Raw genomic sequence first — 13,249 nt, forward strand, 5'->3', positions numbered from 1 at the left:
GCGCTCAGCTCTTCGCGATATCGGCCAGTACGCCGGCCAGCACGGCCGGCTGCGACATGAACGGCGAATGGCTGCTGTCGAGCTGGTGCACGTGGGTCGGGTTGCCGGGCGTGAACGCGTCGGCTTCGTCGATGAAGCGTTGCTGCAGCGCGGGCAGGATCACGCGATCCTGCAGGCACTTGATGTAGTGGCGGTCGATCGCGCCCCAGCGCGCGGCGGTCGTCGGGATCGCGGTCGCGAACGGCGCGGCCGGCACGTCGCAGGTCATCAGGTTCGCGACGGCTTCGAAGTCGGCCTGCGGCACGTCGTCGTACAGCGCCCGCTTCGCGGTCTCGCGATACGCGGCGTCGCCGCTGCGCGGATCGATGCGCAGCGCACCGGCGACGCGCGGGCTCGCGAGCATCAGCGGGCCGAGCATTTCACCCTTGTTCTCGGGCGCGCGCACGTAGTCGAGGCCCGGCACGCCCGACGCGGGCATGAAGGCCGCGAGATAGACGATCTTCGCGATCTTGTCCGGCGCGCGTTCGGCGGCCGCCGTGATCGCAAGGCCGCCCATGCTGTGCCCGACGAGCACGACCTTGCCGTGGCCGAGCGCGTAGGCGTCGTCGACCGCCTGCATCACCTGCGTGGCGTAATCGTCGAGCGTCGTGTTCGCGACCGGCGATGGCTCGGCGCCGAACGCATCCGGGTCGAGCGGGCGTGCGAGGTAGGAAGCGGGAAAGCGGGCATTGATGCCGTGCGCGGGCAGGTCGCGCGCGATCGACAGGTGGCCGCGCGCGGCCAGCGCGGCCGCGACGTGCGCGTAGCACCACGCGCCGTGCCAGGCGCCGTGCACGAGCACGAAAACGGGATGATCGGACTGCGGGGTGGCGCTTGCGTTCGTCTCCATGGTGTCCGGGTATCGATATTTTGAGAAAGGTGTCATCTTAGACGAACCCGCGTGCGCCCAGACGAGCCGGCTTGGATCTGTCCCTCTTGTCTCGTACAGGCCACATTTCGTCCATATCTGATTTGAATTTATCGCGAAGCACGCTAATTTGTTGCTTTGCCAGCGATTGCGCCCCATGAACGTCGACTATCTCTTCTACCGGAGGCCGGACAAACCCGGCCCCTATTCGCTCGACGACCTCGGCGACATCGCGCCGCCGATCGGCCCGGGCGACCTGGTGCGCGCGGGCATCGCGCGCGTGTTCGCGCAGATCGACTGGCAGGAATCGCCCGATGTGCCGGGCGCGTGGTTCGGCACCGGCGGCGCGACATTCCAGTACACCGCGGAGCCCGACGGCCGCGTCACGAGTTTCATGGGCTCGCGCCTCGAACGCCGCTCGATGCTGCAGCTCACCCGCGAAATGGGGCTCATTGCGCTCGACCTGCAGCGCGACATCGTTTACGGCTGACGCGCCGCCGGCGCCTGTACCCGCCCAGGCCGGACGCGCTTGCCTGTCAACGGCTTCCGGCACGCCGTCGCACGCGGCGCGTGTCCGCCATCGAACTTCAAAGATTGCTATACTTTCGCCCAATTCCGGCTTCCGGCCGGTAATTTGTGCCTGTCTGCGTCGATCGTTCGCATATCTCGCACGCATTTGACACCCTGACCATCCCAGCCGGGCATGGCTTCTTCAATCGCCCCGCGTGGGTGTCTCCGTGGAGCTCGTCTTGGCCGTTTCCAATTCCGTCGTGGACGAACAAGAAACCGACGCCGCTGCCGTCACATCGAGCAGTTCTTTCTATCTTGCGATGCGCATCCTGCCGGCCGTGCAGCGCGACGCGATGTTCCAGGTCTACGCGTTTTGCCGCGCGGTCGACGACATCGCCGACAGCGACCTGCCGCGCGCCGAGCGCAACGCGGGCCTCGATCGCTGGCGCGCGGACATCGACGCGTGCTTCGCCGGCCGCCCGCCGCGCCACCTGGCCGCGCTCGACCGCGAGATCCGCGCATTCAACCTGCAGCGCGACGATTTCCACGCGATGATCGACGGGATGGCGATGGATGCGGCTGAAGACATCTGCGCGCCCGACGAACCGACGCTCGACCTCTTCTGCGATCGCGTGGCGAGCGCGGCGGGCCGGCTGTCGGTGAGGATTTTCGGGATGCCGGAAGCCGAAGGGATCACGCTGTCGCATCACCTCGGCCGCGCGCTGCAGCTGACCAACATCCTGCGCGACATCGACGACGATGCGGCGATCAACCGTTGCTACCTGCCGCGCGAGCTGCTCGCGCGCGAAGGCATCGCGATCACCGATCCGGCGACGATCGTGCGCAATCCGGGGCTGCCGCGCGTGTGCGCGACGCTGGTCGAGCGCGCACTCGAGCATTTCCGCCAGGCCGACGCGGTGATGGATACCTGCCCGCGTGCGCAGGTGAAGGCGCCGCGCATCATGTCGGGTGCGTATCGCTGCATTCTCGAAGCCGCGATCGCACGCGGCTTCGCCTTCCCGCGCGCACCGCTGCGCAAGCCGAAGGCGCGCATGCTGATGATCGCCGCGCGCTACGCGCTGTTCTGAGCCGACCGAGTCGATGCCCAGGACCGTCCACGTGATCGGCGCCGGCCTTGCCGGCTTGTCGGCCGCGGTCGAACTGCAACGCCGCGGGCGACGCATCGTGCTGCACGACGCGCACGCGCAGGCGGGCGGACGCTGCCGCTCATGGTTCGACGGGACGCTGAACACGACGCTCGACAGCGGGCTGCACACGGTGTTCGCGGGACAGCTGGCGACGCAGCGCTACCTGCGCGCGATTGGCGCAGCCGACCAGCTCGCGGGGCCTGCGCTGCCTGAATTCCCGGTCGTCGACGTCGCGTCGCAGCAGCGCTGGACGCTGCGCTTCGGCAACGGGCGCTGGCCGTCGTGGCTGTTCGATGCCGCGTCGCGCGCGCCGGACACGACGCCGCTTGACTATCTCGCGCTCGCCCCGCTTGCGTTCGCGCGCATGGGCCGCTCACTCGCACAGACGATGCGATGCGACGGCATGCTGTGGGAACGTTGGCTGCGGCCGTATTTCCTCGGTGTGCTGAACGTCGAGCCGCGCCATGCGAGTGCCGAACTCGCGCGCGCAGCACTGTACGGCACGTTTGCCGCGGGCGGCCCCGGCTGCCGTCCGCTCGTCGCGCGCCACGGCCTCGGCAGCGCCTTCGTCGAACCGGCGCTGCGGATGCTGCAGCACGGCGGCGCGCAGATCCGGCTGAACTCGCGGCTCGACGCGTTCGAATTCGGCGCGCACGGCAATGCGGTCGACGCGGTCTCGGTCGGCGGCGAGCGCATCGATCTCGCGCCGGGCGACGCCGTCGTGCTGGCCGTGCCGCCCGAGGTCGCGCAGCCGCTCGTGCCCGAACTCACCGCACCCGATACGTTCAGCGCGGTCGTGACCGCGTATTTCGCGGTCGAAACGCCGGCCGGCAATGCGCTGCAGACGGCCGTCGTGAACGGCGTCGTCGATGCGGTGCGCACCGGCGGCGGCCAGCTCGCGGCGACGATCCGCGATGCGGGCCGCTGGCTCGACACGCCGCGCGACACGCTCGCGCGGCGCATCTGGGAAGACGTCGCGCGCGTGACCGGCGCGAACCCGGAAACCATCCCCGCGTGGCAGCTCGTCGTCGAGCCGCGCGCGGGCTTTGCGGCGGTGCCGTCGCAGGAAATGAAGCGTCCGGCCGTGCGTACGCGCTGGACCAATCTTGTGCTGGCAGGCGACTGGATTGCCACCGGCTTGCCCGCCACGATCGAGGGCGCGATCCGTTCCGGCCAGCTGGCCGCGGACGTGCTCCAGACACAGTAAGTAAAAGAGGGACCGATGAACGATCTCACCGAAATGGCTACCCTGTCCGCCGGCACCGTGCCGGCCGGCGTCGATACGGCCGTCGCGCGTGCGACCGACGCGCTGCTGGCCGCGCAGAACGCGGACGGACACTGGGTCTACGAACTCGAAGCCGACTCGACGATTCCCGCCGAATACGTGCTGCTCGTCCACTATCTCGGCGAGACGCCGAATCTCGAGCTCGAGCAGAAGATCGGCAAGTATCTGCGCCGCATCCAGCAGGCCGACGGCGGCTGGCCGCTGTTCACCGACGGTGCGCCGAACATCAGCGCGAGCGTGAAGGCGTATTTCGCGCTGAAGGTGATCGGCGACGACGAGAATGCCGAGCACATGCAGCGCGCGCGCCGGGCCATCCACGCGATGGGCGGCGCCGAGATGTCGAACGTGTTCACGCGTATCCAGCTCGCGCTGTACGGTGCGATTCCGTGGCGCGCGGTGCCGATGATGCCGGTCGAGATCATGCTGCTGCCGCAGTGGTTCCCGTTCCACCTGTCGAAGGTGTCGTACTGGGCGCGCACCGTGATCGTGCCGCTGCTCGTGCTGAACGCGAAGCGCCCGATCGCGAAGAACCCGCGCGGCGTGCGCATCGACGAACTGTTCATCGACCCGCCCGTCAACGCCGGACTGCTGCCGCGCCAGGGCCACCAGAGCGCGGGCTGGTTCGCGTTCTTCCGCGTGGTCGACCATGCGCTGCGCGCGGTCGACGGCCTGTTCCCGAACTACACGCGCGAACGCGCGATCCGCCAGGCCGTGTCGTTCGTCGACGAGCGCCTGAACGGCGAGGATGGCCTCGGTGCGATCTATCCGGCGATGGCCAACTCGGTGATGATGTACGACGCGCTCGGCTACGCGGAAGATCACCCGAACCGCGCGATCGCGCGCAAGTCGATCGAGAAGTTGCTCGTCGTGCAGGATGACGAAGCATATTGCCAGCCGTGCCTGTCGCCGGTGTGGGACACGTCGCTCGCCGCGCATGCGCTGCTCGAAACGCGCGACGCGCGGGCCGAGGACGCCGCGATCCGCGGCCTCGAATGGCTGCGCCCGCTGCAGATCCTCGACGTGCGCGGCGACTGGATCTCGCGCCGCCCGCACGTGCGGCCCGGCGGCTGGGCGTTCCAGTATGCGAACGCGCACTACCCGGACGTCGACGATACGGCGGTGGTCGCGGTGGCGATGGAGCGCGCGCAGACCCTCAAGCAGAACGATGCCTATCGCGAGTCGATCACGCGGGCGCGCGAGTGGGTCGTCGGGATGCAGAGCAGCGACGGCGGCTGGGGCGCGTTCGAACCGGAAAACACGCAGTACTACCTGAACAACATCCCGTTCTCGGATCACGGCGCGCTGCTCGATCCGCCGACGGCCGACGTGTCGGGCCGCTGCCTGTCGATGCTGTCGCAGCTCGGCGAGACGCCGCTGAACAGCGAACCGGCCCGTCGCGCACTCGACTACATGCTCAAGGAGCAGGAACCGGACGGCAGCTGGTATGGCCGCTGGGGGATGAACTACGTGTACGGCACGTGGACGGCACTGAGCTCGCTGAACGCGGCCGGCCTGACGGCGGACGATCCGCGCATGAAGCGCGGCGCGCAGTGGCTGCTGTCGATCCAGAACAAGGACGGCGGCTGGGGCGAGGACGGCGACAGCTACAAGCTGAACTATCGCGGCTTCGAGCAGGCGCCGAGCACCGCGTCGCAAACCGCATGGGCACTCCTCGGCCTGATGGCGGCTGGCGAGGTGAACAACCCGGCGGTGGCGCGTGGCATCGACTACCTGATCGCCGAGCAGAACGAAGAGGGCCTGTGGGACGAGGCGCGCTTCACGGCGACGGGCTTCCCGCGCGTGTTCTACCTGCGCTACCACGGCTATCGCAAGTTCTTCCCGCTGTGGGCGCTCGCCCGCTATCGCAACCTGAAGCGCGACAACACGACGCGCGTGACGGTCGGGCTGTAACGCGTGGCGCCGCAACCCACCGGCACGTTGCCCGTCATCGCCGTGACGGGGATGGCGTTCGAGGCGCGCATCGCGCGCGGCGACGGTGTCGAGGCCGTCTTTGCCGCACGGGCCGACCGGCTCGAACGCGCGCTGACCGAGGCGACCGCGCGCGGCTGCGCGGGCATCGTGAGCTTCGGCACGGCGGGCGGGCTCGCGCCCGACCTCGCGCCCGGCGCACTCGTGATCGCGAGCGCGATCGACGGGCCGTTCGGACGCGTCGAGACCGATACGGGCTGGAGCGCCCGGCTCGTCGCCGCGCTGCAGGACACGCCGGTCTGGGCGCGCGTCACGCGCGGCACGATTGCGGCCGTCGGTGCACCGGTCGTCAGCGAACAGGACAAGACGTCGCTGCATCACGCGAAGCACGCGCTCGCCGTCGACATGGAGTCGCATATCGCGGCGGCCTTCGCGGCCGCGCGCGGCGTCCCGTTCGCGGTGTGCCGCGCGATCGTCGATCCGGCATGGCGCACGCTGCCGAGCGCGGCGACGGCCGGCCTGCGCGACGACGGCAGCACGGCGATCCTGCCGATCCTGCGCGAACTGCTGAAGCAGCCGTCGCAGCTCGGCCCGCTGCTGCAGGTCGCGAGCGACGCGCGCGCGGCGCGCACGACGCTGATCCAGGCGCGGCACGCGTTCGAGCGTGCCGGCGCGATGCGGATCGCCTGAGCGGCACGCGCCGCTGGTCTTGCCCTTCTCTTCCCTTCCCGGTTTTCCTCTTTTCGTAGATCTCGCCGATCTCGCGGACAAAAAAAGAGCGCTGCAGTGAACTGCAGCGCTCTTTGTCTTTGCGGCGGTGGCCGTTGCAGCGTTACTGCGCGGCCGGACTGCTCGCGGGCGTCGCCGGCGCGGTTGCCGATGCCGCGGCGGGGGCAGTTGCCGATGCCGCAGCAGGCGCAGCGGCCGAGGCTGCGGCAGGCGCGCTCGCGGGCATCGCGTTGTCCGCGCCCGGATCGTCGTACTGCGGCAATCCCGGTGCGGCCGGCGCGTTGCTCGGCGTGGCGCCCGAGGCGCCACCCGATTCACCCGGATCCTCGTAGTTCGGCAGCCCCGGTACGGCCGGTGCCGACGCGGGTGCATTACCCGGTTCGCCCGGTTCGCTGTAGCTCGGCGGCGTGGCCGACGACGACTGGCCGTGATACGTCAGCGACTTGCGCTGTTGCAGGTACGCGTCGCGCACGAACGAATACGGATCGAGTGCGGCCTGCTTCAGCAGGTCGGTGGCGCCGAGCAGGTCCGAACGCGCGCTGATGAACTGCGCGATATACATCGGGTTGCGCGCCGCCGGCTCGATGTAGTTGAGCAGGTTGAAGCGCACGTCCACCGCGCGGCCGACGCCGTCGCGGATCGTGCTCGGCCCGAACACCGGCAGCACGAGATACGGGCCCGACGGCATGCCCCAGCGCGCCATCGTCAGGCCGAAGTCCTGGTGATGTTTCGGCAGCCCGGCCGGCGTCGCGATGTCGATCAGGCCGGCGACGCCGAACACCGAGTTCATCGCGACGCGCATCAGATCTTCGGTGGCATCGGTGATGCGCAGCTGCAGCAGGTTGTTCGCGATATTGCCGAGATCGCCGAGGTTCGAGAAGAAGTTGCTGATCGCGGTGCGCACGGGCGTCGGCGTGACCTTCTGGTACCCCTTCGCGATCGGCTGGGCGATGTTCGTGTCGACGGTGTCGTTGAACTTGTACATCGCCCGGTTCATCGGCTCGAGCGGGTCGTTGGGGTTGCGGTTCGGTCCCGTCGCGCAGCCGGTCAGCACTGCGCTGGCGGCAACGGTCGCCGCAATGATTCGCACCTTATTCATTGATTCCTTGCGATTGGTTCTTGGCGCGTTTGACGCGCGGTTTGCCCATCAGGACGGGCTGGAACACCACGGCGCCGATCAGCGTGCAGGTCAGGGCCAGCGCGAGCAGCTTGCCCATGCTCGACGTGCCCGGGTGGTGCGACAGCCACAGGCTGCCGAATGCGGTCGCCGTCGTCGCGGCGCTGAACAGGACGGCGTGCGTGAGGCTCGAGTGCAGCAACCCGGTTTGCCCCGCGCGCCACGCCATCACGAAATACACCTTGAACGCGACGCCGACGCCGAGCATCAGCGGCAGCGCGATGATGTTCGCGAAGTTCAACTGCATGCCGAACACCACGCACAGCTCGAGCGTCACGACGCCCGACACGAGCAGCGGCACCAGCGTGCGCAGCACGTCGCCGAAGCGGCGCAGCGTGACCCACAGCAGGATCGTGATCGAGATGATCGACCACAGTGCCGCATGCAGGAACGCGTTGATGATCGTGTCGGCCGAATGCAGGATCGAGATCGGCCCGCCGGTCGTGCCCGGCTCCGCGGCCTTCACGGTCGTCGCGAAGCGGCGCAGCATCGTATCGTCGTTCGGGTCGACGCCTTTCGGCACCTTCGGCGAAATCTGCACGAGCGCATGGCCGTCCGGTGCGACCCAGTCGCGCACGAGTTGCGGCGGCAGCGATTCGCGCGTGATGTCCTGCGGCTGCAGCAGCGCAGCGAGCTGGTTGAGCGCGATGCGCAGCGTGTCGGAGAACGCACGCTCGGCGCGGTCGCGCGTCGCGGCGTCCGCGGCGGCGAGCTTCGCGAGCGACGCGGACAGGTGCTGCGCGGCGGCCGCACCCGGGCCCGGGTGATCTTCGGCCGCGTAGCCCAGCAGGTCCGACACGCGCTTGAGTGCGGCGACGCGCTGCGCGTCGGTCGCGGGCGGCGCGGCCGGCTGCGTCAGCGCGGGCAGCAGGTCGCTCGCGGCGGCGGCGATCGCCGCGCGCTTGGCCGGCTGGTCGGCGGGGATGAAGGTCGACAGCGTGGTCGTGCGGCCGACTTCGGGCAGCACGTCGAGGCGCTTCGCGGCCGCGTCGGCTTCCGCGAGCGACGGCGCGAGCAGCGTGACGTCGTTGACGGCGGCTTCCGGCGAATCCTTCAGAGCGAGCAGCGTCGCCATCGATTCGCTGTGCGGATCCTTCAGGTTCAGCGGGTTGAAGTCGAAGCGCAGGAACGCGAGCAGCGGCAGCGCGCCGATCACGACTGCGAGCGTGCCGATCAGGATCGGCTTGCGATGGCGATCGAGGAAATCGTCGACCGGCGCGAGCCACGGGAAGCCGGGCGTCTTCGATTCGCCCGGCGGCGCGAACAGGCGCAGCAGCGCGGGCAGCAGCGTGATCGTGGTGAGCAGCGCGACGAACATGCCGACGCCCGCGATCAGGCCGAGCTCGGACACGCCGCGATACGCGGTGGGGATGAACGAGAAGAAGCTCGCCGCGACCGCCGTGGTGGCCAGCGCGAGCGGCATGCCCATCGAGTGCGCAGCGCCGATCAGCGCGTGATCGATGCGTGGATCGCGGAAGCGCTCCTCGCGGTACTTCACGCCGTACTGGATCGAGAAGTCGACGCCGAGGCCGACGAACAGCACCATGAACGCGACCGAGATCATGTTCAGCGAGCCGACCATCGCGAGGCCGAGCGCGGCGGTCACGACGAGGCCGACGAACAGCGTGACGAGCACCGAGCCGATCATCCGCTTCGAGCGCAGCGCGAGCCACAGGATGACGAGCACGGCGAGCAGCGTGAAGACGCCGTTGAGCGCCGCGCCATCTTGAACCGACGCGAATTCGTCGTCGGCGAGCGGCTGCTCGCCGGTCAGGCGCACGGCTGCGCCAAAGCGCTTCTCGAGGTCGAGCGAACGGGCCGCGTCGCGGATCACCTGGCTCGTTTCCGCGCCGGCCTGCAGTGCGCCGTAATTGACCACCGGCTGCACGGTGACGAATGCGCGCGCGGGTTGCCGCGCGGCATCGCTGTCGACCAGCGCGCGCCACGAGAACGCGGCCGGTTTGCCGGCCAGCACGTCGTCGACCGTCGCGGCACTGTGCGAGAGCAGCTTCGCCATCGTGGACAGTTTCACCTGGCCGGTCAGCAGCGGCTGGCCGAGCGTGGTGGACAGCGTGGTGGCGAGCCCGGTCAGGCTCGGGTTCTTCGCGAGTTCATTGACGAGCGGACGCGCGCTCGCGAGCTGCGACGTGGTATCCGTGACCTCCTGCGGCGACAGGAACAGCAGCCCGTTGTGCTCGAAGAACGGACCGCCGCCGGGCTCGGCGACCTGGCCGATGCGGCCGGCTTCGGCATCCTTCTGCAGGGCTTCGGTCAGCGCATGCGCGGCGGCGTTCGCGAATTCGGGCGCAGGTGCCTCGACGACCGCGAGGATCGTGCCGTTGCGTTGCGGGAACGCTTTATCGACGGCTTGGCCGAGCGCGGCAAATTGCGGTTCCGCATCGACGAGCTTGCTGATGTCGGTGTTGATCTTGAAATGCTGCGCGACATAGACGCCGCTGAGCGCGGCGATGACGAGCGACAGGACGACGACCCAGACGGGGCGTCGCACCGACCATGCAACGAGTCGGACGATGAGAGATGTCACCATGTGGCGGTGGGGAGCGGCTGGCAAGGGCAAAGTAGCCAAGTATACCGGCGCAGCGTGGCGGCGGTCGTGACGTTGGGGGTTTCGGGGAGGGAAGGAGATTTGTTCACAGCGGCGGAATCGATACCGATGGCCGGCTGGTTTGTAAGGGGATATTTACATAATCGCCGCCGCGCTGCTTCGACGTGCCGCTACACGCCTGTGACAAACGAAGCTGAAAGGTAACAGTCGGTCACGGCGGCACACCGAGGCGTCAGGCCCGGTATACTTTGCTTCGTCGGCCGGTGCAATGAACCGGTCGTTTTTTCTCATCGAGCGATATTCGTATGAAACGTCATCTGTTTGCTTTCGTCGCGGCGGCCGCCGTGTCGGTTTCCGCTTTCGCGCAGAGCGCGCCGGTCGATATCGTCCGCAATGCGGTCGAGGGCACCGTTACCGCGATGAAGGCCGATCCGGCCGCCCGCGGCGGTGACATGGCGAAAGTCACGCAAGTCGTCGAGCAGCGCTTCCTGCCCGCGACCAACTTCGAGCGCACGACCCGCATCGCGGTCGGCGACGCGTGGAAGCAGGCCACGCCGCAACAGCAGCAGGAGCTGTACAAGCAGTTCAAGCTGCTGATGACGCGCACCTATGCCGCGTCGCTCGCGCAGCTCGGCAGCCAGGACGCGAAGTTCTCGTTCAAGGCCGGCGGCGCGTCGGGCGCCGACGCGCTCGTGCAGTCGACGGTCACGACGCCGGGCGACAGCCAGTCGGTCGGCTATCGTCTCGGCAAGGTCGGCAACGACTGGAAGATCTACGACATCGACATGTCGGGCGCGTGGCTGATCCAGGTCTACCAGGGGCAGTTCAAGAGCCAGCTCGCGTCGGGCGGGATCGACGGGCTGATCGCGTATCTGCAGAAGCACAATTCGCGGACGAACTGACGGCCGTTGTCAGGCCGCAGTCCGGATCGACGAAGGGCGCCCTCGGGCGCCCTTTTTCATGGCTGTGACCCATCCTGAAATAGGTTGACACTTTTTCGCTGAGGCGAGGAGGTGCCAGATGGAGCAAGGGATCAAGCGGACGCAGCGGGACTACAGCCTGGCTTTTAAGCTGTCGGTGGTGGTGCAAGTCGAAAAAGGCGATCTGACTTACAAAGAGGCGCAGCGACGCTACGGCATTCAGGGCCGCTCGACGGTGCTGGTATGGTTACGTAAGCACGGCTTGCAGGATTGGGCCGATCCATCCGGTCGTGCGCGATCAGGTTCCACCATGCCGAAGCAAGATTCGAAGCCGCTCACGCCGGAGCAGCGCATCAAGGAGTTGGAGACGCAGTTGCGAGAAGCGCAGGAGAAAGCCGCGCTGTTCGAGGCGGTGATCGACGTGATGCGCAAGGACTACGGGATCACCGTAAAAAAGCCTTCGGGCAGGTCGTCGCGCAAAGGCGGGTCGAAAAGCTGAGCGTCGAGCGGGCCTGCCGATACATGGGCATCAGCCGCCAAGCGTATTACAAGCGTTGCCAGAGCGAGGCTCATCGCTGCTCGCAAGCCGAGACCGTCACCTCACTGGTACAGAACATCCGCCTGCGACAACCGAGGCTGGGCACGCGCAAGCTGCATCATCTGCTCGGACCAACGCTGGTCGAGCGTGGTATCAAGCTGGGGCGGGACCGGCTGTTCGACGTGCTGCGCACCGCGCACCTACTGGTCGCACCACACCGCGCATATCACAAGACCACCCATAGCCATCACCGCTTCCGGCGCCATCCGAACCTATTGAAAGCCGGCCCGGAGCAAATCGTGCCGAAAGCCCCCGAGCAGGTTTGGGTTGCCGACATCACCTATCTGCCGACCGCTGGTCCGTTCGTGTACCTGAGCCTTGTGACCGACGCGTTCTCGCGCAAGATCGTCGGCTACCACGTCCATGACAGCCTGCAGACCGAGCAAGTCAGTCAGGCGCTCAAGAAGGCGTTGCGTACGCGCCGAAGCCGCCAGCCGTTGATCCATCATTCCGATCGCGGAATCCAGTACTGCTCGACGTATTACCAGGACATCCATCGACGCCATGGTCTGCGCTGCTCGATGACCGATGGCTACGACTGCTATCAGAATGCACTGGCAGAGCGGATCAACGGCATCCTTAAAGGCGAGTTCTTACTGCATCGCCCGGCCGATCTCAAGCAGGCCGCAAAGATGGTCGAACAGTCGGTGAACATCTACAACTGCGAGCGGCCCCATGCCGCCCTCAAATACAAAACGCCCGATGCGGTGCATCGGGCGTTTAGCGGGTGAATACTGTCAACCTATTCCAGGACTTGACACTGTGCGCTGGCTGCGCGTCACGCGCCGATGCCGAGCATCCGCAGGCAATCGTCGACCACGGCATCGACGAACGCGGCACGATCCGTTTCCGGGGCCGCGATGATGTGATCGGTCGCGCCGTGCACGCCCGCATAGATCAGCAGCGCGGTGACCTGCGGATGCGCGAGCCGCCAGGTGCCGGCCCGAGCGCCGCCGTCGAGAATCGCGCCGAGCTGCTCGAGGATCGCGTTCTTGTCGGCATTCGCGCGATCGTGGTGATGGTGGTTCGCGTAGACGATGTCGTGCGTGCGGTAGGTCGCCGCATAGGTTTCGATGTTGGCGCGGATCCACGCGCGCAGGCGCGCGAGCCAGTCGTCGGCGTCGCACGCGTCCACCGCGTGCCGCAGCCGGTCGAGGAACGACGACGTGTAGCGCTGCGCGAGCGCGGCGAGCATGTCGGACTTCGATTCGAAGTAGTGATAGAACGTGCCTTTCGCGACCTGCGCGTGCTCGACGATCTCGCTGATGGTCGTCGCTTCCACACCCTGCGCGAGGAACAGCGTCTCGGCCGCCGCCATCAGTTCCTCGAGGCGCACTTCCGCCGGCTTCGTGCGCGGCTTGCCTGCCGGCGCGTCGTCCTTCACTGTCGTGGTCCCTGCCTTTGTCCTGTCCGTCATCGCGCGGCTCGACGCCCGTTCGTGCAAAGCCCGCAGTTTAGGCCAGCACCCCCGCTCGCGGCC

Annotated in this window: 11 protein-coding genes; 7 read left to right on the forward strand and 4 right to left on the reverse strand. The window is 67.7% G+C overall.

All coding sequences use genetic code 11. The features are described 5' to 3' along the window. Positions 1 to 4: 4 nt before the first annotated feature. Positions 5 to 889 carry an alpha/beta fold hydrolase gene (locus ACN8ZM_RS30855; RefSeq protein WP_089451541.1) on the reverse strand — a complete coding sequence of 295 codons (885 nt, stop codon included), beginning with the start codon at positions 887 to 889 and terminating at the stop codon, positions 5 to 7. Positions 890 to 1,064: 175 nt separating this feature from the next. On the opposite strand from ACN8ZM_RS30855, the gene ACN8ZM_RS30860 reads away from it, so the two are divergent. From ACN8ZM_RS30860 to ACN8ZM_RS30880, 5 genes are all read left to right on the forward strand, one after another. After that, the gene (locus tag ACN8ZM_RS30860) at positions 1,065 to 1,397 is read left to right on the forward strand and encodes a hypothetical protein (RefSeq protein WP_043186280.1); all 333 of its coding nucleotides are present in this window, start codon (positions 1,065 to 1,067) and stop codon (positions 1,395 to 1,397) included. Positions 1,398 to 1,656: 259 nt separating this feature from the next. Further along, positions 1,657 to 2,505, forward strand: a complete 849-nt coding sequence (gene hpnD / locus ACN8ZM_RS30865) for a presqualene diphosphate synthase HpnD (protein ID WP_043186283.1) — start codon at positions 1,657 to 1,659, stop codon at positions 2,503 to 2,505. Positions 2,506 to 2,518: 13 nt separating this feature from the next. Beyond that, positions 2,519 to 3,772: a hydroxysqualene dehydroxylase HpnE gene (hpnE, locus tag ACN8ZM_RS30870; RefSeq protein ID WP_420211678.1), complete on the forward strand. Its 1,254-nt coding sequence runs from the start codon at positions 2,519 to 2,521 to the stop codon at positions 3,770 to 3,772. A gap of 15 nt (positions 3,773 to 3,787) precedes the next feature. Then, positions 3,788 to 5,761 (forward strand): squalene--hopene cyclase, encoded by a 1,974-nt coding sequence (shc, locus tag ACN8ZM_RS30875; protein ID WP_420211679.1) that lies wholly within the window; start codon positions 3,788 to 3,790, stop codon positions 5,759 to 5,761. A 51-nt stretch (positions 5,762 to 5,812) separates the two neighbouring features. Beyond that, complete coding sequence (locus ACN8ZM_RS30880; protein WP_230624450.1) at positions 5,813 to 6,469, forward strand: phosphorylase; 657 nt, start codon at positions 5,813 to 5,815, stop codon at positions 6,467 to 6,469. 142 nt (positions 6,470 to 6,611) lie between these two features. On the opposite strand, the gene ACN8ZM_RS30885 is transcribed toward ACN8ZM_RS30880, so the two are convergent. Beyond that, on the reverse strand, positions 6,612 to 7,607 hold the full coding sequence (locus ACN8ZM_RS30885) for a VacJ family lipoprotein (protein ID WP_420211680.1): 996 nt from the start codon (positions 7,605 to 7,607) through the stop codon (positions 6,612 to 6,614). After that, positions 7,600 to 10,233 (reverse strand): MMPL family transporter, encoded by a 2,634-nt coding sequence (locus tag ACN8ZM_RS30890; RefSeq protein ID WP_420211681.1) that lies wholly within the window; start codon positions 10,231 to 10,233, stop codon positions 7,600 to 7,602. Before ACN8ZM_RS30890 ends, ACN8ZM_RS30885 begins: the two co-directional genes overlap by 8 nt. A gap of 323 nt (positions 10,234 to 10,556) precedes the next feature. Between ACN8ZM_RS30890 and ACN8ZM_RS30895 the strand changes: the two genes are divergently transcribed. After that, on the forward strand, positions 10,557 to 11,153 hold the full coding sequence (locus ACN8ZM_RS30895; protein WP_011353639.1) for an MlaC/ttg2D family ABC transporter substrate-binding protein: 597 nt from the start codon (positions 10,557 to 10,559) through the stop codon (positions 11,151 to 11,153). A gap of 118 nt (positions 11,154 to 11,271) precedes the next feature. Next, positions 11,272 to 12,500 (forward strand): IS3 family transposase gene (locus ACN8ZM_RS30900; RefSeq protein ID WP_089449955.1). Its coding sequence is split into 2 segments (ribosomal slippage): positions 11,272 to 11,637 and positions 11,640 to 12,500, totalling 1,227 coding nucleotides; the frame shifts between segments, so codons are not numbered across the junction. Between the two features lie 47 nt (positions 12,501 to 12,547). Here ACN8ZM_RS30900 and ACN8ZM_RS30905 read toward each other — a convergent pair. Next, complete coding sequence (locus ACN8ZM_RS30905; RefSeq protein ID WP_420211682.1) at positions 12,548 to 13,186, reverse strand: TetR/AcrR family transcriptional regulator; 639 nt, start codon at positions 13,184 to 13,186, stop codon at positions 12,548 to 12,550. Positions 13,187 to 13,249: the final 63 nt, after the last annotated feature.

It is taken from the genome of Burkholderia aenigmatica, assembly GCF_048627025.1.
Taxonomy (GTDB): Bacteria; Pseudomonadota; Gammaproteobacteria; order Burkholderiales; family Burkholderiaceae; genus Burkholderia; species Burkholderia aenigmatica.

Coding starts and splice junctions, on each gene's coding strand:
- ACN8ZM_RS30855 (WP_089451541.1), bottom strand. CDS start 889: ATGGAGACGAACGCAAGCGCCACCCCGCAGTCCGATCATCCCGTTTTC.
- ACN8ZM_RS30860 (WP_043186280.1), top strand. CDS start 1,065: ATGAACGTCGACTATCTCTTCTACCGGAGGCCGGACAAACCCGGCCCC.
- hpnE (WP_420211678.1), top strand. CDS start 2,519: ATGCCCAGGACCGTCCACGTGATCGGCGCCGGCCTTGCCGGCTTGTCG.
- shc (WP_420211679.1), top strand. CDS start 3,788: ATGAACGATCTCACCGAAATGGCTACCCTGTCCGCCGGCACCGTGCCG.
- ACN8ZM_RS30880 (WP_230624450.1), top strand. CDS start 5,813: ATGGCGTTCGAGGCGCGCATCGCGCGCGGCGACGGTGTCGAGGCCGTC.
- ACN8ZM_RS30885 (WP_420211680.1), bottom strand. CDS start 7,607: ATGAATAAGGTGCGAATCATTGCGGCGACCGTTGCCGCCAGCGCAGTG.
- ACN8ZM_RS30890 (WP_420211681.1), bottom strand. CDS start 10,233: ATGGTGACATCTCTCATCGTCCGACTCGTTGCATGGTCGGTGCGACGC.
- ACN8ZM_RS30895 (WP_011353639.1), top strand. CDS start 10,557: ATGAAACGTCATCTGTTTGCTTTCGTCGCGGCGGCCGCCGTGTCGGTT.
- ACN8ZM_RS30905 (WP_420211682.1), bottom strand. CDS start 13,186: ATGACGGACAGGACAAAGGCAGGGACCACGACAGTGAAGGACGACGCG.